Source organism: uncultured Campylobacter sp. (assembly GCF_938045625.1).
In the GTDB taxonomy this organism is placed as follows: Bacteria; Campylobacterota; Campylobacteria; order Campylobacterales; family Campylobacteraceae; genus Campylobacter_A.
Genome location: NZ_CALIAV010000030.1, coordinates 17,979 through 39,668, shown reverse-complemented (window position 1 = coordinate 39,668; position 21,690 = coordinate 17,979). Strand labels below are relative to the sequence as shown.

The 21,690-nt window shown below is 45.8% G+C and carries 22 protein-coding genes; 12 read left to right on the top strand and 10 right to left on the bottom strand.

Annotated features, from left to right (window positions below):
• Positions 1–30 precede the first annotated feature (30 nt).
• Both Q0386_RS03005 and Q0386_RS03000 read left to right on the top strand, forming a co-directional pair.
• A complete protein-coding gene (locus Q0386_RS03005; RefSeq protein ID WP_299026885.1) occupies positions 31–561 on the top strand; it encodes a ribonuclease domain-containing protein in 531 nt (176 codons plus the stop codon).
• Complete coding sequence (locus tag Q0386_RS03000; protein WP_298946483.1) at positions 558–824, top strand: barstar family protein; 267 nt, start codon at positions 558–560, stop codon at positions 822–824. Before Q0386_RS03005 ends, Q0386_RS03000 begins: the two co-directional genes overlap by 4 nt.
• Before the next feature lie 1,132 nt (positions 825–1,956).
• Here the strand turns inward: Q0386_RS03000 and Q0386_RS02995 are convergent.
• From Q0386_RS02995 to Q0386_RS02955, 9 genes are all read right to left on the bottom strand, one after another.
• The gene (locus Q0386_RS02995; protein ID WP_299026882.1) at positions 1,957–3,288 is read right to left on the bottom strand and encodes an acetyl-CoA carboxylase biotin carboxylase subunit; all 1,332 of its coding nucleotides are present in this window, start codon (positions 3,286–3,288) and stop codon (positions 1,957–1,959) included.
• On the bottom strand, positions 3,288–3,740 hold the full coding sequence (gene accB / locus Q0386_RS02990) for an acetyl-CoA carboxylase biotin carboxyl carrier protein (protein WP_002948918.1): 453 nt from the start codon (positions 3,738–3,740) through the stop codon (positions 3,288–3,290). The genes Q0386_RS02995 and accB overlap by 1 nt, the downstream gene beginning before the upstream one ends.
• 156 nt (positions 3,741–3,896) lie before the next feature.
• On the bottom strand, positions 3,897–4,556 hold the full coding sequence (locus Q0386_RS02985; RefSeq protein ID WP_299026879.1) for a molybdenum ABC transporter permease: 660 nt from the start codon (positions 4,554–4,556) through the stop codon (positions 3,897–3,899).
• 110 nt (positions 4,557–4,666) lie between these two features.
• On the bottom strand, positions 4,667–5,368 hold the full coding sequence (gene modA / locus Q0386_RS02980; RefSeq protein WP_299026876.1) for a molybdate ABC transporter substrate-binding protein: 702 nt from the start codon (positions 5,366–5,368) through the stop codon (positions 4,667–4,669).
• 109 nt (positions 5,369–5,477) lie between these two features.
• Positions 5,478–6,128 carry an energy-coupling factor ABC transporter ATP-binding protein gene (locus Q0386_RS02975; RefSeq protein ID WP_299026873.1) on the bottom strand — a complete coding sequence of 217 codons (651 nt, stop codon included), beginning with the start codon at positions 6,126–6,128 and terminating at the stop codon, positions 5,478–5,480.
• A complete protein-coding gene (locus tag Q0386_RS02970; RefSeq protein WP_299026870.1) occupies positions 6,125–6,772 on the bottom strand; it encodes a cobalt ABC transporter permease in 648 nt (215 codons plus the stop codon). The genes Q0386_RS02975 and Q0386_RS02970 overlap by 4 nt, the downstream gene beginning before the upstream one ends.
• Positions 6,769–7,221: a hypothetical protein gene (locus tag Q0386_RS02965; RefSeq protein WP_299026867.1), complete on the bottom strand. Its 453-nt coding sequence runs from the start codon at positions 7,219–7,221 to the stop codon at positions 6,769–6,771. Before Q0386_RS02965 ends, Q0386_RS02970 begins: the two co-directional genes overlap by 4 nt.
• A complete protein-coding gene (cbiM, locus tag Q0386_RS02960; RefSeq protein ID WP_299026864.1) occupies positions 7,215–7,802 on the bottom strand; it encodes a cobalt transporter CbiM in 588 nt (195 codons plus the stop codon). The genes Q0386_RS02965 and cbiM overlap by 7 nt, the downstream gene beginning before the upstream one ends.
• A complete protein-coding gene (locus Q0386_RS02955; RefSeq protein WP_299026860.1) occupies positions 7,803–8,549 on the bottom strand; it encodes a DUF4198 domain-containing protein in 747 nt (248 codons plus the stop codon). It abuts the gene before it with no gap.
• A 364-nt stretch (positions 8,550–8,913) separates the two neighbouring features.
• Here Q0386_RS02955 and Q0386_RS02950 point away from each other — a divergent pair, with 364 nt between their 5' ends.
• Positions 8,914–9,429, top strand: coding sequence for a tetratricopeptide repeat protein (locus tag Q0386_RS02950; RefSeq protein WP_299026857.1), 516 nt, complete (start codon positions 8,914–8,916; stop codon positions 9,427–9,429).
• Positions 9,430–9,731: 302 nt separating this feature from the next.
• Here Q0386_RS02950 and Q0386_RS02945 read toward each other — a convergent pair whose 3' ends face one another.
• Positions 9,732–13,040 (bottom strand): S8 family serine peptidase, encoded by a 3,309-nt coding sequence (locus tag Q0386_RS02945; protein WP_299026853.1) that lies wholly within the window; start codon positions 13,038–13,040, stop codon positions 9,732–9,734.
• A 193-nt stretch (positions 13,041–13,233) separates the two neighbouring features.
• Here Q0386_RS02945 and dcd point away from each other — a divergent pair, with 193 nt between their 5' ends.
• From dcd to Q0386_RS02900, 9 genes are all read left to right on the top strand, one after another.
• On the top strand, positions 13,234–13,794 hold the full coding sequence (gene dcd / locus Q0386_RS02940) for a dCTP deaminase (protein ID WP_002948812.1): 561 nt from the start codon (positions 13,234–13,236) through the stop codon (positions 13,792–13,794).
• Between the two features lie 176 nt (positions 13,795–13,970).
• A complete protein-coding gene (gene pseB, locus Q0386_RS02935; protein WP_299026850.1) occupies positions 13,971–14,969 on the top strand; it encodes a UDP-N-acetylglucosamine 4,6-dehydratase (inverting) in 999 nt (332 codons plus the stop codon).
• Positions 14,970–15,171: 202 nt separating this feature from the next.
• On the top strand, positions 15,172–16,302 hold the full coding sequence (gene pseC, locus Q0386_RS02930; protein WP_299026847.1) for a UDP-4-amino-4,6-dideoxy-N-acetyl-beta-L-altrosamine transaminase: 1,131 nt from the start codon (positions 15,172–15,174) through the stop codon (positions 16,300–16,302).
• Between the two features lie 13 nt (positions 16,303–16,315).
• Complete coding sequence (pseF, locus tag Q0386_RS02925) at positions 16,316–17,011, top strand: pseudaminic acid cytidylyltransferase (RefSeq protein ID WP_299026844.1); 696 nt, start codon at positions 16,316–16,318, stop codon at positions 17,009–17,011.
• Between the two features lie 6 nt (positions 17,012–17,017).
• Complete coding sequence (locus Q0386_RS02920; RefSeq protein WP_299026841.1) at positions 17,018–17,242, top strand: hypothetical protein; 225 nt, start codon at positions 17,018–17,020, stop codon at positions 17,240–17,242.
• The gene (gene pseG, locus Q0386_RS02915) at positions 17,232–18,092 is read left to right on the top strand and encodes a UDP-2,4-diacetamido-2,4,6-trideoxy-beta-L-altropyranose hydrolase (protein WP_299026838.1); all 861 of its coding nucleotides are present in this window, start codon (positions 17,232–17,234) and stop codon (positions 18,090–18,092) included. The genes Q0386_RS02920 and pseG overlap by 11 nt, the downstream gene beginning before the upstream one ends.
• On the top strand, positions 18,077–18,553 hold the full coding sequence (gene pseH, locus Q0386_RS02910; protein WP_299026835.1) for a UDP-4-amino-4,6-dideoxy-N-acetyl-beta-L-altrosamine N-acetyltransferase: 477 nt from the start codon (positions 18,077–18,079) through the stop codon (positions 18,551–18,553). Before pseG ends, pseH begins: the two co-directional genes overlap by 16 nt.
• 8 nt (positions 18,554–18,561) lie before the next feature.
• On the top strand, positions 18,562–19,590 hold the full coding sequence (gene pseI / locus Q0386_RS02905) for a pseudaminic acid synthase (protein WP_299026832.1): 1,029 nt from the start codon (positions 18,562–18,564) through the stop codon (positions 19,588–19,590).
• The gene (locus tag Q0386_RS02900; RefSeq protein WP_299026829.1) at positions 19,590–21,659 is read left to right on the top strand and encodes a 6-hydroxymethylpterin diphosphokinase MptE-like protein; all 2,070 of its coding nucleotides are present in this window, start codon (positions 19,590–19,592) and stop codon (positions 21,657–21,659) included. Before pseI ends, Q0386_RS02900 begins: the two co-directional genes overlap by 1 nt.
• The last annotated feature ends 31 nt before the right edge of the window (positions 21,660–21,690 follow it).

Genomic DNA, 21,690 nt, shown 5'->3' with positions numbered 1-21,690 from the left:
GCGCTTTAAATTTATTCCAAAAGGTCTTTTTTGAACAAACAACTACTTAGAAACGTCATCTTACCGCTGGCTGTTTTGCTGCTCACGGCGCTGTTTAAATTTGTCATTCCGGATAATTCGGCCGCCCCGAAACAAAATCAGCCGCAAAGCGAGTTTAGAGGCGGCGGCGCAGGCAAAAACATAGCTGCCACTCCTTCCGCAAATATCGTAAAAGACGGCATCTACACCTCAAAAGACGAGGTTGCGGCGTATATTTATAAATTCGGCGAGCTGCCGCGAAATTTCATCACCAAAAAAGAGGCGATCGCGCTCGGATGGGACGCTAAAAGCGGCAACCTATGGCAAGTCACGGACAAAAAAAGTATCGGCGGCGACCGCTTTTCAAACAGAGAAAAAAGGTTACCCGAAGCTAGCGGGCGCAAGTGGTTTGAGTGCGATATCGGATACCGCGGAGGGCGACGCGGAGCCGAGCGTATCGTGTTTTCTAGCGACGGGCTGATCTACTACACGCCCGATCATTATGAGAACTTTTATCTACTTTATGAGCGGAGACAGCAGTGAAAACTATAACTCTAAACGGAGCGAAAATGCGCGAGAAAACGGCGGCCTTTGAGTATCTAGCGCGAAAATTCGGCCTTGATCCCGATGTAAAAAACCTTGACGCGCTTTACGACGCTCTGGGCGAGATAAACGAACCAACGCAGATAAATCTAAAAAATCGCGCCGCTCTTAGCGCACTTGGCGACTACGCAGACGATCTAATCGCCGTTTTTACCGACCTTGCGGAGGAAAACGAGCGGGTAAAATTTGAGATTTTATCTTGATTTGGTTGCCGCTCGTGATACCGTAGCTGTGGATAAAATTTGATTTTAAACTCGTTTTTGTCCCTTAAGTAAAATCACCAAAAAATCAAGCCGAATTTTATCATCCCAAATTCGGCTTCAAATCCAAAAATTAGAGCTAAATTTTGATAACTAACGCGACTTTAAAAGCCATATCTAACGCCACCGCACACATTACCTTATTTGTTTGATGAGTAGATTTTGCCACGAAGGGTTGCGTGGATCTTATGCTCGGATGCTCTGCTGAGCCGACCCGCAGCCAATACCAAACCATTACGCGGTGCGATAAAAATAGCCAAAGAGAGAAAACCGTCGCCTAATGCCGATAAAACCATCTAGCGCCGAGCCTCGTCGCACCTTGTGTGCGCAGAAATACTGCGTGCATACAAAAAGCTCTTTAGGCAAGCGCGTGACGCTACACGGTTTAACAGTTAAGAAATCTGTATTTCAGCTGGCTATATTGGCATAGCAGGCGCACAAATGACCATGATGCAAAAAAGCGTGACAAAGTGCAGAGAAAATCAAAAAAGCGAGGCTAAATTTAAAAATGCGCCTTGGTTTAGACAAAAAGGCGCTAATTTTTATAGACCAAAATAGAAAGCCGGCGCTGTTTTCGTCGAGCAACAAGCAAAGTGCAAGGGCTTTTTGGGAGCGAAATTTACACTTGGTAACCCAAGCCCGCATAGCATCGTAGCGTAGCGAATTTTAAAATATATATCCGACGAATTCGATTTTAAATTTACGTTATTTTTAACCACGAAAAACTTATCCGCATTACTCGCCTAAAATCCAAAATACATTTCAAAAATCGACCATTTATGCCAATTTGAATATCACAAGCAAAGACGCAAGATTTGCGCGGTTTAAATGCGCAAATTTAAAAGATACTACCGCAAGCGAGGCAAACAAATGTAGTAATTTTATCGGAAGCAAACAAAACTTACGGACAAGTTTTAAAATGACACAAAAGACAAATGCCGCGGCTACTAATAAAATCACTCGTCAAAAAGCTTTGAGTAAAATTTTATCGCCATAGTAATAAATTTAAAGTTAGATCGCCTTGCTTACGGCCGATTAAAAGCCACAAGCAAGGCAAAAACGCCGCGCCGCAAATTTAGCGGCGGGAGAGGTAGTTGGTATCGTAGTTGTTGTCGATGAAGTCTTGGTTTTCCATCATCGCGATGTGAAAATCGCGCGTGGTCTTGATGCCGCCGATGATGAGCTGCTCAAGCGTGACCTTCATCTTTCGTATCGCGCGGTTGCGGTCGGTATCCCAGACGATGAGCTTGCCGATCATGCTGTCGTAGTACGGCGGGATCGAGTAGTCCTGATAGATGTGGCTATCCATGCGCACGTTTCGGCCGCCCGGGCAGACGTATTTGGTTATCTTGCCGGGACTTGGCGTAAATGTATTTGGATCCTCGGCCGTGATGCGGCACTCGATGGCGTGGCCTTTTAGCGTGATACTTTCTTGCGGCGGTAGCGCCTCGCCCTGGGCTACTTTCATCATTAGCTCGATGATGTCTAGGCCGCTCACCATCTCGCTCACGCAGTGTTCGACCTGCAGGCGCGTGTTCATCTCGATGAAGTAAAAATCCAAATTTTTATCGACCAAAAACTCAAACGTTCCTGCACCCTCGTAGCCGATCGCTTTTGCCGCGCGGATCGCCGTTTCGTGTAGTCTGGCACGCGTGTCGTCGTCTAGCAGGATCGCAGGGCTCTCCTCAATCAGTTTTTGGTGGCGACGCTGCATAGAGCAGTCGCGCTCGCCGATATGCAGGACGTTGCCGTGGCTGTCGCCGATGATCTGAACCTCGATGTGGCGCGGGTTTAGGATGTATTTTTCCATGTACATCGTTCCGTCGCCAAACGCGCTCATCGCCTCGCTCTCGGCCGACCAAAACGCCTTTTCGATATCCTCTTCGCGCTCGACCACGCGCATGCCGCGTCCGCCGCCGCCGGCTGCTGCTTTTAGGATGACCGGATAGCCGATTTTTTTAGCTAGCTCTTTGGCCGCTTTGGTGTCGGCTACCGCGCCGTCAGAGCCAGGGATCACGGGAACGCCCGCGCGCTGCATCACTTGCTTTGCTTTGCTTTTATCGCTCATCAGCGCCATCGCGGCCACGCTAGGACCGATAAATTTTAGCTTGTGGTGCGAGCAAATTTCGACAAAATTTTGATTTTCGCTGAGAAATCCGTAGCCCGGAAATATCGCGTCGGCTTCGCTGATCTCGGCCGCGCTGATGATAGCCGGGATATTTAGGTAGCTGTCGCTTGAGCGCTCCTTGCCGATGCAGATCGCCACGTCGGCGTATTTGACGTAGAGCGCGTCTTTATCGGCCGTGGAGTAGACCACGACGGCTTCTTTGCCCATTTCCTTTATCGTTCGCAAGGCTCGCAGCGCGATTTCGCCGCGATTTGCGATTAAAATTCTTTTTATTTCCATCAAATTTTCTCCACGCCAAATAGCGGCAAGCCAAACTCGACCGGCTGGCCGTCGGAAACGAGTAGCTCGGTGATCTGACAGTCAAATTCGGCCTCGATCTCGTTCATTATCTTCATAGCTTCTATGATGCCCACGACGTCGCCTTTTCTCACGCGTTGACCTACTTTGACAAACGGCGCCGCGCCAGGGCTTGGAGCAGCGTAGAAAGTACCGACCATAGGCGATTTTATGCTGTCTTTTGGAGAATTAGCAGGAGCTTTGACCTCCGAGCTTACCACGACGTTTACCGGAGTCGGAGTCGGGACGGGAGCCTGGATGACGGGCTTTGGCAGCTCGCAGCAGTCGGCGAATTTTTCAAGCTCGACCTCAAAATCCCCGCTTTTTATCTTTATGCGGTTCATATCCATGTCGTTAAAAAACTCGATCAGCTCTTTTATGTCTTCTTTTTTCATAGAAATTTCTCCTAAATAGTTAAAGTTCAAAACTTCTTATTGTAGCAAAAAAATAATGAATTTATACTCGCAAAGCCGTATTTTGTTTTACACTCGGGGTAAATTTAGGGCGCTCTCGGCTTTACGCGTTTAAAATAGCGAATTTGCGATGTTAGTCTATTTTTTAGCACGCTCGAGAAAATTTATAAACCCAAAAAGCACCAAGCTAAGCACAACCAAAATCACGCTTAAAACGAGCGCGCGACCGTTTTCGCCGTCGTAAACTGCGTTATAAATCGCTAGCGAAACGGTGTCGGTTTTGCCTACGATGTTGCCGCCTAGCATCAGCGTGATGCCAACCTCGCCAAGACCGCGAGCTAGAGCCAAAACGAGCGCCGAAACGACGCTTTTAAATACGTTTGGAATAAGAATAAAAACGGCGATCTCAAAGTGATTTTTACCTAGACTTTGACCCGCTTCGATTAGGCTTTTAGGCAGGCTTTCAAGCGCGCTTTGAACAGGCTTTACAAACAGCGGCAAGCCCGCCAAAAACGAAGCGATAACGAGGGCTGAAAAGCTAAAAACAATCTGTAAATTTAACGCCTTGCCGATCACGCCGTTTCGCCCCAAGACGTAAAGCAACAAAAATCCCGTAGCAATCGGCGGAAAAATGAGCGGAAACATCACGGCCGCTTCTAAGACGGCTTTAAATTTGCCGCGGTAAAACGCCAAAAAATAAGCCGCGCCAAGCCCTAAAAATAGGAGCAGTACGAAAGTAATGGCGAGCGTTTTGGCGCTTAAAAGTAGCGGATGGACGAGCCAGGCAAATTCCTGCAAATCTTTCCTTTTTTCGTTAAATTTTGCTTTTCGTTAGAGTTAAATTTAGCGAGCAAATTTTACGTCAAATTTGAAGGTAATTCGGCTGAGCCAAAAGCCCTCGATTTAAATTATTTTAGCCCGAATTTAGCGAAAATTTCCTTTGAGCGAGAAGTTTTTATCTCGTCTATAAATTTAGCGCACGCCTCGCTACCTTCGCACGCCGGAAGTTTGGCCGCCGAGATGAAAACCGGGCTATAAAGCGCCTCGTCGATATATATCACGCTACCAAACTCGCCCTCTCTAGCCACAGCCTCGGTTGAGTTGATAAAGCCAGCGTCCACTTCGCCGTTCGTGACGTAGGCGACTACTTGCGGTACGCCCGCGACCGGTAGCATCTTAGGCGCTAGATCGGCCTCAAGCCCCGAGTTTTTCAAAAACTCGGTAGTTCTAACGCCATAGATCGCTTTTTTGGCGTCTGGCATCGCGATTTTAGATAGATTTTTTAGCTCAGAGACGTCTTTTATCTGCTTGCCTTTTGGAGTTACCAGCACCAAAGCGCCCTTGCCGATGCGCTCATAGGCCTTTATGTCAAGGTCGGTTTTTTTCAAAAATGCCTCGTCGCCCACGATTGCGGCCATCTTGCCCTCTTTTGCCTGGATAGTGATTTGGCCTAAATTTGCAAACGCACCTTCGATCTGCACGCCGTCTTTTTTGAGATTTTCTATCACTTCGCTAACCGGTTTTTTGTATCCGCCGCCAGCTCCTACGAGCAAATTTTCGCTGCCAAAGGCAACCGCGGCCGCGATAGAAATAAGTAGTAATTTTTTCATAAAATTCTCCTTTGAAATAAAATTTATCAATTTTATGAAATATATCATTATACATTGATAAATTTTGCTGTTTTCGGAGCTTTTTTAAAGAAGTATAGATAAGGATATTTTATATCGACTCTAGTCCGTTTTTAGTTAGGCGGTACATCGCGCTCGCTACGTCGCTTATAAATTCCTTGTCGTGAGAGACGATTATCTGCGTGACGTCAAGGGATTTTAAGATAGCGGCTATCCTTCTTTGCATATCTGCATCAAGCGCGGTCGTAGGCTCATCAAGTAGTAAAATTTTAGGCCTAGCCACCAGTATCCCGGCTAGCGCTACGAGCTTTTTCTCGCCTCCCGAGAGGTTAAAAACGATCTCGTCTTTTAGATGCCAAATTTCAAGCTCACGTAAAATTTTCTCGGCTTTTGCACCGGCCGGCTCTTTGTCCTCGCCGCGGCCAAGTAGCGAAAACATCACGTCATCAAGTACGCTTGGGCAGATGAAACAATCATTGCTTTCCTGAAAAAGATAGCCCACATCGCAGCGAAACGGTTTGTACTCGTCTAAATTTGAAATTTTATGGTGAAAAAGCTCGATATGCCCGCCGCAAGGCGCTTTGAGTCCCGCCATTATCTCGAGCAAGGTGCTTTTACCGCAACCGTTTGGGCCTATGAGCGCGATTTTGTCTTTGTGCGTCGCGTTTAAATTTAGATTTTCAAAAAGCGTTCTTTCGCCTATTTTGGCGCAGATGTTTTTTAGGCTTATCGTGCAGCTCATATCAGGACTCCTAAACTAAAAATATAACAACACGCCGTTAAAGCGATTATAGCGGCGTCTTTCGCGCCTATTTTGAGACCTTTAGCTCCGTAAAGTTTGCCCTCAAATCCCCTACAAACAAAGGTTTTTTCAAGAACGCTCGCCTTATAAAATGCCTCTAAAAAAAGCATAGCGACTAAATTTGCGTAAATTTTGTAGGTAAAAAGCGAGGCTTTAGGCTCAAATCCTCGAACTTTTAAAGTCTTTTTTAGCCTTGTAAATATCGTTTTAAGATCGGCCGTAAATTTGGCGCTAAAATAAAAAATCGCCGTCAGCTTGTCGCCTAAATTTAGCGACGAAATCGCAAGCGCGATACTAAAATAATCGCTCCTATAAAAAGCCAGCCGCCCAAAAAGTATGATCAAATTCGACCTTACAAATATCAGCTTTGCAAGCGCGTATTCTCCGTAAAGAACGAGGCTTAAGACGACTAAGATTATAAAAATATTTAGTTTTAAAACGGATTTTAAAATTTCAAAAAGATTTTTAAAATTTAAAACCGCCAAAAAAAGCACTGGTGCGATGAAAACGGCGTCCGTAGCGCTTGAAAGCGAGACTTTGAAACTAAAAAAAGTAAAGCAAACGAGTAAAACGGATAGGTTCATTTGCCTCTTTTTGCTAGATAAATTCCGCCAAAAAACAGCCCGATTCCCAAAAATGCAAGGATAAATTTAAGCGCGTAAGCCTTAAAATCCTCCTCGCTCTCGTCAAATTTGACCTTTGAGACATCGCTTGACGCGTTATTTTCGGCGCTTTTTGGCTCTTCTTTGTGTGCGGTAAATTTTATCCTTTTTTCGTGCGCCAGTCCGCCGTCGATCAGGATTTCAAATTCATCTGCGGGGATTTTAACTCTAGCAAAGCCCTTTTCGTCGGTTTGCGCGCTTGCGACTCGGGCGCCGTCTTTTATGAAAGATACGGGGCAATTTTTACAAGGAGAATTACCGTAAAAGTAGCTTTTTATCTCGATAAATTCGCCCTCTTGCTTTGCAAAGCCTTTTAGCGAGTGCGCGTTTAGGATGCTTGCAAAAAGCATAATCAAAAATATTTTTAGCAAATCAAAAGATCCTTTTTGACCCTATAAATAAAAGAAAGCGCAAAAAGCGAGATGATCCCCTCAAGCGCCATGAGGGCTAAATTTGAAGTAAAAACAAGCGCGGCTACGGGGGCGAATTCTTTACCGTTTAAAACAAGCGTCAAGGAGAGCAAAACCGAAGAGCAAAGTATAGGCAAAAACCCTATCAAAAACCAGAAAAAGGGCCTGTATCGCTTAAAAGACAGCTTTAAAAGATACGGGCTAATAAGCGCGGGGGGGGCGATGATTAGCAAATTTACGCCAAGCGCGCTCAGGCCGCCGTAACCAAAAAGCAAAGCCTGAAAAAATAGCGCGATAAAAATAGCCAAGACCGCGTTTGCGCCCAAAAACGCTCCCGCAAGGCCGCTTAGCACGAGATGTATCGACGTGACGCCGATGGGCACGTGGATAAAAGACGACATAAAAAACATCGCGCTGACGGCCGCTACTTTGGGTATCTCGCTCGTTTTTAGCTTGTAAATCAAGCTTGAGACCAAAACTACGCAAATGACCGAGCAAGGCACGATGATTTCTGGTTTTAAAACGCCTTCGCTGATGTGCATTTATTTATACTCTTTTGTTTGCACCCAGATGACGGCTCCAAGCTCCACTGGATACTCTTTGCCCTCGTGTTTTATCTTTTGGTCGTCGTCTATCAGAGCGGCAAATCCCCACCAGCCCTCAAGCGGCATCGCAAAGCTAAATTCGCCCTGCTCGTTGGTGTTTACGACCTGAGTTACGTGCGCATCGGACGGAGCTTTTAGCCCTTTGGTATTGTAGTACTCTACCTCGACGGTTACGTTTTTAGCGGGTTTTCCTTTATAATAAACCACGCCTGAAAACAAATTTCCCTTATAAAGCCCGTACGGTCGCGTTAGCGGCACTATCTCGGCTTTTAACCCGGCCGGTTTATCCCAGCCCTCACCGTAGCCGTAGGCATCGACGACGGTTTTTGTTATATGCCTTATAAATTTATCCTCTGCAGGCTCGAAGTAAGGCTTTGGATCCATATAAAACTGATAAATGCCGGGCTCTTTTACGTCGTAGCTAGCCGTAAAATAGCTAAATTTATCCTCTTTTAGCTCTTTTAGGCCTTTTATCGCCTCTTTTTTGCCGTTTACGAAAACGCCCGCCTCGTTTGGAAGGGCTAGGTTCATCATATCGCCCTCAAAAGGATGGGTAAATTTGTAAGTAATCTGCAAATTTGCCTCTTTCTCGTCGTCCACGGTCGAATTTGACGGCACGACCATACCAAAATGCGCATAAGCGCTAACGCCCAAAAGCATAAGCGCCAAAGACTTGATTTTCATTTCTGCTCCTTTTGAAGGTATTTGTTAAATGAAATTGTACCCCCGCAAAGCTTATTATTTATTAAATTTTTGAGATAAATCATATTTAAAGTATAAGAAAAATATTTTGGTATTATTTACATCAGCATAAAATAATAAACAGGGTTTTTAAATTTATTCGGCAGAATTTAATGCCGATATAAGTGCCGGTAGGTTTCGATGAAAATCGCGTTCTTGTAGGCAAAACATAGCAAAGTAGCATTTAGATATGATACCGTCGCGGCTAAAATCCGCTTAGTTTATCTCGAGCCAAAATAATTAATAACAATCTAAGCCCAAAAAAGACAAAATACAATTTAAATATTTTATATATAAAGGAGTAGAGATGAAAAGAGTTTTTGTTTTACTCGTCATTTTGTTTTCTGTTGGATTTTCCAAAGATCTTACTGAATTGGGAAACGAAGCTTACGAGAAAGGCGACTACCAAAAAGCAGCTGAACTTTATCAAAAAGCTTGCGATGGGGGAGAGGCCAATGGTTGCTTAGGCTTAGGAGTTTTATATACAAACGGTCAAGGCGTAAGGCAAAATTACCAAAAAGCAGCTGAACTTTATCAAAAAGCTTGCGATGGGGGAGAGGCTAGGGGTTGCTTAAACTTAGGAATTTTATATAAAAACGGTCAAGGTATAAAACAAAATTACCAAAAAGCAGCTGAACTATATCAAAAAGCTTGTGATGGGGGAGAGGCTTTGGGCTGCAATAGTTTAGGAATTTTATACAAATATGGTCAAGGTGTAAGGCAGAATTTTTCTACCGCAAAAGAGTACTACGGCAAAGCCTGCGATTTAGGGCTTCAACTAGGGTGTGATAATTATAGGGAGCTAAACGAAAAAGGCTACTAGCATTACCCGCCCGGCTGATCCGCGTGCCGACGAACGCAACGTTAATTACTGCTTCCCCGGTAGCTTATTATGACCCATCTGGCTGCACTTGCAGCTTTTCAAGGCAAACTACTAGCGCGGCAAAGTAAGACAATAAGAGGTCTTATAGGTAACGACTCAATCCGCTTAATTTTCTAAGCCGCATTTTCGAGACGAATTTCTATCTCCAAAATGCGGCAAATTTGCAAAGTCAAATTTAAACCCGTAGCGAGCTAAGTAAATTTAGCTCGCTCTAGGCAAATTTAAGCTTTTAATCCAAAAGATTAAAACGCCCAACTAAATTTGGCGTTTATGCCGTTTGATTTTACGTTGCTGCCGTATGCTCCAACGTAGCTAAGGCCGACCCTAAAGTTTCTGGTAAATGCAGCCTCTATACCAAGCTCGGTAGTGGCTAGATCTTTTAGCTTTTCGCCCTCTAGTTTAGTTGCGCTAAGGCCTGTAACGTTCATATGAGCGCTTGGAGTTTTATCGCCTAGGAAGCGGTTGTAGGCTACATCGGCTTTTGCGACTAGGCCTACGCCGTCCATGGTAAATGCGATACTAGGTTTTACGCCCACGCTTGCTACTTGCAAATCTCTATCCTCGTTTCTGATCTGTACCAAAGAATTTGCCACATCGTCGTTTTTAAAGCGGACATAGGTTAGTCCCGCATAAGGCTCCAGACTAAAGCCGTTTTCATAGCTTAGCCCCGTATAGGCGATCTGGGCAAATGCGCTGATAGCGGACGCATCGGCGTCTTTATACTCATAAGCCAAAGGAGTGTATGAGTTAACGACTCTTTTTTCTTGATCAAATTTCGAGTAGATAGCGCCTAGGCTGATTTTGATAGGATCAAGTCCTATATCGCCGTAGATACCGGCATGCGCGTCTTTGCTTTTTACAGCTTTGCTATCACCTAGCTTGTGGTTTGTTTTGCCAAGCCCTACGAATACGCCTGCTTTTGAGCTATCACCCACTAGAAAATCGACGCCCACTAGATTTGTAAATGCGTTCGTGCCTAGTCTGCCGCCGGCGCTATTGTCAGAAGTCACCCTACTTGCGCTGCTAAGCAACCAAAGCTCGACTCCCGTGTCGATATCGGCTCTTTTAGCTCCGTTTTTGTTTTTAATAGAATTTGCTAGCATAAACGAGTCTATAGCGGAGTTGTTTTGCGCTTTAAAGTCTAGATCGTTTGAAAACGCGCCAAAGTATGCCGCCGCTACGCTATGAGTGGCTCCTAGCATGGACGAATAAATAGCGCTGCTAGGATTTGCCTCGACCAATCTAGCAAACGACTTCTCGGCGCTAGTAGAGGCTACCTCCTCCATGCTTTTGCCTTTTTGCAAAGAAAGAGCTAAATTTGAGCCGCTAACAGTTTCTTTAGTGGTTTTAAAGAACGCATAGCTATCTTCGACGTTAGCTAAATTTACGCCCGCAAAGTTTCCACTCGCATTTATGGTTTTCTTTAGAGTCGGATTCGCCACCAAATTTGCAAGCTCGGCGTTTGATAGCATAGCCGCTTTCAATAAAGAGCCCTCTTTAAATGTTAAATTTAGATTATGGGCGCCGTCGTTAACTATAAATGCGCCGCCCGCGTTTATAACGGCGTTAACTTGCGTAGCGTCGCTTGCCTTGGTCGTGCTCACGAAGCCGCTCGCGCTTGGAGTTTGATAGGTAAGAGCGTTTAAAACCTCAAACTCGCCGCCGTTATGGACGTTTATGCTTCTTGAAGAAGAGATTGATTGATTTAAGGCTGAGATTTTACCGCCGTATATATTTACCGCTCCGGTAAAGCTATTATCTCCGACAAGAGTCAAAGCGCCGTCTCCCCTTTTAGTTAGCGAGCCTTCATAGCCCTCCGTCGCTCTTGCAGCTCTAGCCTGCTCTCTCGCAGCTTCAAAGGTCATCTCGGCTTTTTCTTCCGCGCTCAAATTTGACTTGGCGTTAAGAGCCGCTTTTCTAGCCGCCCAAGCCGCAGCGTCGCTATCATCCTCGGTTTTTCTAAATTTGATGGCGACGTCTGAGATGTTATTTGTCCAGATATCGTTTTGATTCATCGTGACGTCGAAGTTTCCTAAGAACTGCCCAGGACCAAACATAGCCTTGCCAAGGTCTAGTATACCCCAACCCCAGACGTTACTAGGTACGCCCTCTCCGTCGCTACCCCAACGCTCTAGCATGCCGCCTGCACCGTGACCGGCTCTTAGCGTCCTTTGTCTAGCCGTAGTTAGCATCGTTTCTCTAATCTGAGGCATGCTCATATACGGATAGCGCTGCATTATGACGCCCAAGGCTCCGCTAACGTGAGGAGCGGCCATAGAAGTACCGCCCGATGATTTATATATAGCTTTGCCGTATGTTGCATTGTCGGTAAGCTCGACGTACGCGGAATAAATCTCTTCGGCCGGTGCGGCGATCGTCCACCACTTCGAGTGTCCGGCGAGGTTAAATTCCTGAATATCCGAGGACGCCTTATGTCCTCTTATGTATTCGTTAGAATCATTAGGATAGCCATCCGCGCCGGTTTGGCCTGTGACGTTGATCCAGTAGTCCTCGGCGTCCGGTCTAAAATAAGGCAATGCCGCGCGAGTGAAAGATTCGGCCATTAGGCTCCTATTTCCTGCCGTAAATACCTGGATAACCCCTCTTTTTACCGATACTTCGTAAGCCGCGTCCAAGAAGCTTTTTTCGCCGCTAGTTACGAATTGATAATAAGCCTTTTTGGCCTCGTTCATATCTTTTAAATTTATATGGTCTTTTGCTGCGGTAGTTTGATTGGCTACCGTCACATCGTAAAACTCAACATCGTATTCTGGTACGGCTCGCCAGCCATAAGTAGGCTTATATCCCAGTGCGCCCACAAAAGACGAATTTACGCGCCTATTAGAACCCCAGCTATTGTTTATCACCTTTGCGCCCGCGTCGGCCAAGGCAGTGTAGCCTTTTAAGAAATAGTTGTAGTCTTGGTTTGGTCCATACGTCATGTTGTCGTTGCCGCCGGTATTTGCGGAGTATAGTTGTGCGCCAAACGCCACGCCGTGCATGCCGCTACCGTCTCTACTAGCTGCCATCGTGCCGCCAACGTGGGTGCCGTGAGCGTCGTTTACGCCCCTTACCCAACTACCGTCGTCGCTAAAAGCTTCGCCTTTTTTAAACACGCCGTTGTCGTTTTTATTAAAATTTCGCTTGCCGTCTTTTACTGGCTGATTTTTATCTATCGGGCCGTTTCCTAGCGCAGCGTCAGGGTATCTCATGCCGTTTTTGCTATAGTTGCCGATAGTTTTTACGACATGAATCCTACCGTCTTGAAACTCGGGATGGCTCAAAAGTACGCCAGAGTCCATGACGCCGATCTTTGTTCCGCTACCGTTAAAGCCTAGAGCGTAAGCCGTGGAGGCGTTCATAGAGACTAGTCCCCAGTCTTTTTTATACTCCGCACTCTCCCAGCTAGAAGTATTTCCGGATACTCCGGCCTCGGTGTAAGCATAAGCTCCGCTTGCGGCTAGTAGCAAGCAGGTGAGCGCCGAAAGAGGCAAATTTGAGCCCTTGTTACTGCGTAAATTTGCAAATTTACGCGACGTGTTTGAATGCATTATATTCCTTTCGTTTAAGAGAATTTAAAATATGTTATTATACTTTGCTTTAATTTAAAGATTAATTATAAAAGATAAGAAAATTTACTAGTAAAATATTCAAACTTGATAAATTTTAGCGCAAAACGGCACTCAAATTTTACGTAAATTTAAATTATGTTATAATCGCTTAAATTTAAAATAAAGGTAAAAAATGGGGCTAAAATCTGACGCCTGGATACGCAAAATGTCACACGAAAAGGCTATGATAGTGCCGTTTGCCGAGGAGCAAGTCGGACGCGGCGTGGTTAGCTACGGAGTGTCCAGCTACGGCTACGATATCCGCGTGGGCGACGAGTTTAAAATCTTTACGAACATCGGCGGCACCGTGGTCGATCCAAAAAATTTCGATGAAAAAAACGTGGTGGACTTTAAAGGAGACGTGTGCATCGTCCCGCCAAACTCGTTTGCCCTAGCGCGCACTATCGAGTACTTTAACATGCCCGATAACGTACTAGCCATCTGCCTAGGCAAAAGCACCTACGCTCGCTGCGGCATCATCGTAAACGTCACGCCTTTTGAGCCCGGATTTAAGGGGCACATCACGATAGAAATTTCAAATACGACGCCGCTGCCGGCTAAAATTTACGCGAACGAAGGTATCGCGCAGGTACTGTTTATCGAGGGCGACGAGCCGTGCGAAGTGACGTATGCGGACAAAAAAGGAAAATATCAGGCGCAAGAAGGCATAACCCTGCCTAGGATTTTGAAGTAAAAGCAAAAATACCGCACCTAAACAAATTTAACGAGCTAAATTTTGAATCAAATTTAAGGCACGGTTTTTGCTCCGGCTGAATAAAATTTAAATAAACAGCGAATCTTTTTCGTCAGACGAGACAAATTTAAAATTTGCGACGTACGGCAAAAACGAGCCGCGAAAGGCAAAAATAAATGTTTAACGGAAAATCCATCCTCATCACCGGCGGCACCGGGTCATTCGGCAAGAAATACACCGAAATTTTACTCTCCAAATTTAAACCAAAAAGGCTAGTCATCTACTCTCGCGACGAGCTAAAACAATACGAGATGGCGCAGGTTTTTAAAGACCCCGCGATGCGATTTTTCATCGGCGACGTGCGCGACGAAAAGCGCCTGATGACCGCGATGAACGGCATCGACTACGTCATCCACGCGGCAGCTATGAAGCACGTACCTATCGCAGAATACAACCCGATGGAGTGCATAAAAACCAATATAGGTGGCGCGCAAAACGTCATCGACGCGGCGCTAGAGTGCGGCGTGAGCAAGGTCATCGCGCTCTCGACTGATAAGGCGTGCAATCCGGTAAATTTATACGGCGCGACCAAGCTTGCTAGCGATAAACTTTTTGTCGCGGCAAACAACATCGCGGGTAGCAAAAAGACGCGCTTTAGCGTCGTTCGCTACGGTAACGTCGTGGGCTCGCGCGGCTCGGTCGTGCCGCTGTTTAAGAGACTGATCGCAGAAGGCGTAAAAGAGCTACCGATCACGCACGCGGATATGACGCGCTTTTGGATCACGCTAGAACAAGGCGTAAATTTCGTACTTAAAAACTTCGAGCGTATGAAGGGCGGCGAAATTTTCATCCCTAAAATCCCATCGATGACGATGATAGAGCTTGCTCGCTCCATGGCGCCACATCTTGGCGTAAAAATAATCGGCATCCGCCCGGGCGAAAAGATGCACGAGGTCATGGTCGGCAAGGACGACGCGCACCTAACCTACGAGTTTGACGACCACTACGTGATCAGTCCGTCGATTAAATTTACGAGCAAGGACGACGACTTTAGCATAAACGCGCTGGGCGAAAAAGGGCATCTCGTGGAGGAAAATTTCGAGTACAGCTCTGATAAAAATAAAATTTGGCTAGATAAAGACGGACTTTTGGAGATGATTGAGGCGAGTAAATAAATTTGACTGAAATTTACAAAATTTGAGCCGAAATCTAAAATTTTATAAAAAAACGAGGCGAAGTATTTTTTGCTTAGACGAGGCAAAATCGAGTGAGACAAGGGAGTTACCATATAGGTAATGACCGCAGGCGAGCGAGATTTTAACGAAGTATAAGCAAAAAAGACGAGCCGCCAAAAAGACAAGCCGAAAAAGGACAAAAATGATACCCTACAGCAGACAACAAATCACCGACTCCGACATCGCCGTCGTCGTGAGCGCCCTAAAAGACGATATCCTAACGGGCGGCGACAAGGTCGGCGAATTTGAGCAGGCGATCGCAAAATACGTCGGCGTAAAGCACGTCGTAGCGATGAACTCGGCGACGTCGGCACTTCACGTCGCATATCTTGCGCTAGGCGTAAGAGAGGGCGACGAGGTGATAACTACGCCCATCACGTTTGCGGCGACGGCAAATGCGGCATTGATGGCTGGAGCTGAGGTTAAATTTGCGCCCGTCAAATTTGATGGAAATATCGACGAAAACGCGCTAACAAACCTCATCACGCCCAAAACCAAAGTCATAACGGCGGTTGATTTCGGCGGCAATCCAGTAAATTTAGACGCCATCTTAAAACTAGCCAAGCAGCGCGGCATAAAGGTGCTTGACGACGCTTCGCACGCGCTAGGCAGCTCTCAAGGCGGCGTAAAAGTCGGCGCAAAAGCGGACGTTAGCATTTTTAGCTTTCACCCCGTTAAGCCGCTAACGACCTTTGAGGGCGGCGCGTTAGCAACAAACGACGACGAGATAGCGCGCCTAGCACGCCTCTACCGCTCGCACGGCATAGCCAAAAAACGTCTCTGGGATAGCGACCAGACCGTGCTTGGCTACAACTACCGCTTGCCCGACGTCGCCTGCGCGCTAGGGCTAAATCAGCTAAAAAGACTAGACGAAACTATCGCGGCGCGCGAGAAAATCGCCAAATTTTACGACGAAAAATTTGAGAAAAACCCGTATTTTAGCACCGTGAGGCTACCCGGCGGCGTCGTTAGTTCGCGCCACCTATACCCTATCTTGCTCTTTCGCCAATTTTGGTGCGCCAAAGAGGACATCTTTGCCGCCCTTCACGAGCGCGGTATCGGCGTGCAGGTACACTACAAGCCGACTTATAAATTTAGCTTTTACCGAGAGCGCTACGGCGATATTTCGGTGCCTAGCGCCGAGGACTTTTACGCCGCCGAGCTTAGCATCCCGTGCCATCAGTGCATGAGTTTAGAGGACGCAAATTTCGTCGCAGACGCGCTTTTTGAGGTTTTAAAGAGCTTTGATACGCCGCAAGGCTGCAGGGTTTAGGGCGGTAAATTTAATGAGAGATAACCAAAATCGCGCCCTTTGCGTCATCCCGGCTCGCGGCGGCAGCAAGCGCATACCGCGCAAAAACGTTAAAGATTTTTTAGGCAAGCCGCTGATAGCTTACAGTATCGAGGCGGCGCTAAATTCGGGCGTTTTTGAGCGCGTCATAGTGAGCACCGACGACGCCGATATAGCGGACGTCGCAGTCAAATTCGGCGCTCAAGTTCCGTTTATGAGGGACGCTGCGCTGAGCGACGACTACGCCACGAGCAGCGACGCCGTAGCGGACGCGGCGAGAAGGCTAGGCGGCGGATACTCTCATGTCTGTTGCCTTTACGCGACCGCGCCCCTCATCACGGGAGAAATTTTACGCGAAGCTTACGGCAAATTTGAGGAAGCCGGGTGTGAGTTTTTATTTTCAGCGACCGCGTTTAGCTTCCCCATCCAACGCGCGATCAGACTAGAGCAAAACGGCGCCGTAAATATGTTTTATTCGCAGTTTGCGCTCACTCGCTCGCAAGATCTAGAGCGAGCTTATCACGACGCAGGCGCGTTTTATTTCGGCAGGCGCGAGGCGTGGCTGGAGAAAAAACCGATCTTTGCGCCGCACTCAAGGGCATTTTTGCTGCCGCGAAATTTGGTCTGCGACATCGACACGCCCGAGGATTTCGAGTTTGCGCAGAAGCTTTACGAGATAAATTACCGCTGAGGAAAAATGCAAAAAGATTACATAAAAGCCAAAATATCGGTAGCTAGAACGCTCATGCAGATCTTTGCGGTTGCGGGGATCTTGCACATCTTTTATCTGGCGGCCAGCTATCGCGGGCTAAACGAGGTTCAGATCCTGTTTTTCGCCGCGGCCGGTGCCGTTTACCTCATCGCTGCCGTATGTTTGACGCTTAGGATTTTAAATTTAGCGGAAAAACTCGATGAATTTTGACAAAATCTCAAACCTAAAAACCCTCATCCGCGCCGATAGTGGCTCGAAAATCGGGCACGGACACGTTAGACGCGACCTTATCTTGGCGCAAAATTTTAAAGACGTTAGCTTTGCTTGTATTGATCTGCCGGGTAGCCTAGCGAGCGAGATACCCTACCCCGTTTTTACGCTAAAAAGCGCGGATGTAAATGAGCTGGTAAATTTGATAAAAGAGCATAAATTTGAGCTTCTGGTGATCGATCATTACGGCATTAGCGCGGCGGACGAAAAGCTAATCAAAGAGCAAACGAGCGTCCAAATTTTAAGCTTTGACGACAACTACAAAGAGCACTTTTGTGACTACTTGCTAAACGTAAATATCTACGCCCAGCCCCAAAAATACGCAAATCTAGTGCCGAAAGGCTGCGAGCTAATATTTTCGCCGCTAGTTAGGAGCGAGTTTTATGGCGAAGCAAAAATCAAACGCGAGAAAAAATTTAATTACCTCATCGTGCTAGGTGGCACTGACGCGCTAAATTTAACGGCTAAAATCGCCTCAAATTTGCTCGCTAAAAACAAAAAAGTGGCCGTCATTACGACGAGCGCGAACGTAAATTTATCAAATTTGCAAATTTTAGCGGATAGCGAGCCAAATTTTAGCCTTTTTATAAACTCAAACGAGGTCGCGCGACTGATGAACGAGAGCGAAATTTTGGTGATTTCGGCCAGCTCGCTCGTAAACGAAGCGCTGGTTTTGGGCGCTAAATTTAAAGCCGTGCGCGTCGCGGACAATCAAAACGAGATGGCGCAGTGGCTAGCGGCAAACAGGCGCGAGATCTACGAGTCGGACGAGATATGCTTGAACTTATAAATTTTACCGACCTAACGGACGAGCAAATTTTGATGATTTTGCGCTGGCGAAACGACGAGCGAGTCGCAAAATATATGAAAAACAAAAGCGTGAGCGAGCAAGAACACAGAAAATTTATCGCAAATTTGAAAAACGACGAAACGAAAAGATATTTTTTAGTAAAAGAGGATAGCGACTACATCGGCGTGATCGATTTCGTAGGTATCGCGGCGGACTCGTGCGAATTTGGCATTTACGCAAATCCAGAGCTAAAAGGCAAAGGCAAAATCCTAATGCAAACAATCGTAGAATACGCCGCCAAAACGCTTAAAGTCGGCGAACTAAAATCATGCGCCTACAACGAAAACGAAAAAGCGATCACGCTATACCGAAAATTCGGCTTTGAAATTTACGGGCGCGACGAGCGAATGAGCTATATGTCGTTATCTTTACGCAAACTTGATATAATGGCTAAAAGTTAGGAAAATTTATGAAAATAGCAAATTTCGACACGGACGAAAAGGTATTTATCATCGCCGAGCTCTCGGCAAATCACTCTGGCAGCCTGCAAACGGCGCTTGACACGATAAAAGCCGCCAAGCGCGCGGGCGCGGATGCTATAAAGCTGCAAACATACACTCCTGATAGCCTCACGCTAGATTCGCGCGACGAGGACTTCATGATAAAAGGCGGGCTGTGGGACGGGGCAAATTTATACGAGCTATACGGGAAAGCTCTGACGCCGCGAGAGTGGCACGAGCGGCTTTTTGCAGCGGCGCGGGACGAAGGACTCATCTGCTTTTCTAGCCCGTTTTGCAACGACGATGCGGACTTTTTAGAGAAATTTGACCCGCCCGCTTACAAGATAGCGAGCTTTGAGGTTACGGACTATGATTTCGTGCGGTACGTCGCGCTTAAGGGCAAACCGATCATCATCTCCACCGGCATCGCAACCGAGCAAGAAATCGCCGACGTCGTGCAAATTTGCAAAGATGCGGGAAACGAGCGGATCGCGCTTTTAAAATGCACGTCTAGCTACCCTGCTCCGCTTGATGGGATGAATCTACGCACGATCGCCGATATGAAACGCAAATTTGGCGTAGAGGTCGGCTTTTCAGACCATACGCTAGGTATCGTAGCGCCAGTTGTCGCCGTGAGTCTGGGCGCTCGCGTCATAGAAAAGCACTTTATCCTAGATAAAAGCGTTCGCAGCGTCGATGAGGCCTTTAGCCTGGACGAGCGGGAATTTTGCGAAATGGTAAAAGCCGTGCGAGACGCCGAAGCGCTGCTTGGCAAAGTAAACTACGAACTAGACAACAAGGCCGTGCAAAATCGCCGCTTTTCCAGATCGCTTTACGCCTGCGCGGATATCAAAGAGGGCGAAATCTTTAGCGAAAAAAACGTAAAAAGCGTACGCCCGGGATACGGCCTGCACCCTAAATTTTTACCGGGGCTACTGGGTAAAAAAGCAAAAAGAGATATAAAATTTAGCGAGAGAATCACAAGGGAGGATATATAATGGCTAAGAAAAAAGAGGACGAGTACCTAAAACTAAATAGCTTGCAAAAAAAGGGCGCGCCCGAGAATCAAACAAGTAGCAAAGGCGATAAAAATATCGATGAAACCGTCACAAATATTGCAAATCCTATTTTCAAAAAAAATCTTCAAGCGCTTTTTCAACAGGACGAAATTTTGGCCGCGCGCCTTTGGGGCATGAAAGAGACCGAAAAATACGACGTTTTTATAGGAAAAGATCCGATAGATATAAACATCATCGATAATAAAACCCTAAAATACGTCTACGAAAGCCCAGCTAAAGATGTTCTACGCATCCTAGAGTCGACCGAAAAAGAGTATAAAAGATATCCTATTATGTACTTTTACGGTCTTGGCAACGGTATTTTTTATAAAGCCTTGCTAAAAAACGAAACGCATCAAAAAGTCATAGTCGTAGAGCCCGAGATAGAGATTATTTATATAGCATTAAATTTAATCGACTTATCGGATGAACTGATTAGCGAAAGGCTAGTTTTATTTTTCTCAGAATTTGCGACATACTCGCAGTTTTATTTTGCGGTATCGAGCCAACTTTTCTCTTCATACGCAAAAACTTATAACCTACACATCCACACGCCGTTTTATGAAAATTTCCATGAAGATATCGTGAGAATAAACAAAGACTTCACCAAGGCTATATCCCAAATGGTCGTCGCTCACGGCAATAGCATAGACGATACTCTAATAGGTATAAAACACCACATAGAGCATATTCCGGAGATGGTTACAAACTATTGCTATACGGATCTGATCAAAAAAAGACACGGACTCATGGATACGGCAATCATCGTATCCACCGGACCGAGCCTAGATAAGCAGCTAGAAACTCTTAAAAAATTTGCGCCGTATTTTACCGTTATCAGCCTTGACGCGTCGTATCCTATTTTATTAAAGCACGGTATAAAACCGGACTACGTAACCTCAATCGAGCGCGTAGAGGCTACGTCCAGCTTTTTTAAAAACAAAAATAAAAAAATAGACGAAGATATTTACTTTATAGTAGCGTCGCTAACGCATAAACAAACGGTAGATAATATTTTACCGCGCCGCCTAACTCTTACGATGAGGCCGCAACAAAGCGAAATGGCGTTTAATATGCCAAAATACGGCTATCTCGGCATCGGCCACTCTACGGCAAACCAGGCTTATCAGTTAGCTTACACCCTCGGACATAAAAATATTATTTTAATAGGTCAAGATTTAGCCTTTGCCCCGGACGGCAAATCTCACGCCAGCGGGCATGCATTTGCTCAGGCTGATGAGTACCTATACGTAGAAGCTTACGGCGGAGAAGGCGAAGTAAGAACGACCTATATATGGGACAAATTTAAAAATCAGTTTGAAAAAGATATAGAGCAGGCTAAAAACGAGCAAATCACTACCTATAACTGCACGGAAGGCGGCGCCAGAATACAAGGAAGCACCGAAAGACCGTTTTTGGAAACCGCAGAAGAGCTTAGCAAAGATAAAAAAGTAAAAAAACTACCGCACATAGAAAAAAACAGCGAAAAAACGGCAAACAAAGACCTGCTCAAAGCCTACAAATTTATCGTAAAAAAAGTACAAACTCAAAATAAAGTAAAACAAAGAATAGAAAAAACATTCCTAGAACTAGTTCCCAAGATCGATAAGATAATGAAGATCAAAGATGAAGGCAAAGTGGACGAAAGCCTATTTGATCCGCTAGTAAAAATTATCGACAAAATAGATAAGCTAAAAAATTACATTAGCGGACAAAATCTAAAAAAATATATAGAAAATGTCTTGCAAATCGCCGTATATCATCAAGAACTAGAGCTAGCCAAAATTTCGGTCGCACCCAGCGATACTAAAATGGAAAAAGTAAACAAGCTACTCGAATGGGCCGAGATGCACAAATACTGGATGTTTTCGGCTGCAGGCGGCATAAATGCGGATATGGAAGTAACCAAAAAAGCGTCCGAAAATTTAGTCAAAGAGCTAAAGAAGCGAGGACTAATAGAAACAAGCGAAATCGGAGAGGTGAAAGAGGAATTTAAGCTAAGCATTTAAATTTCGATTTTTCTTTATTTTTAGCCTTTAT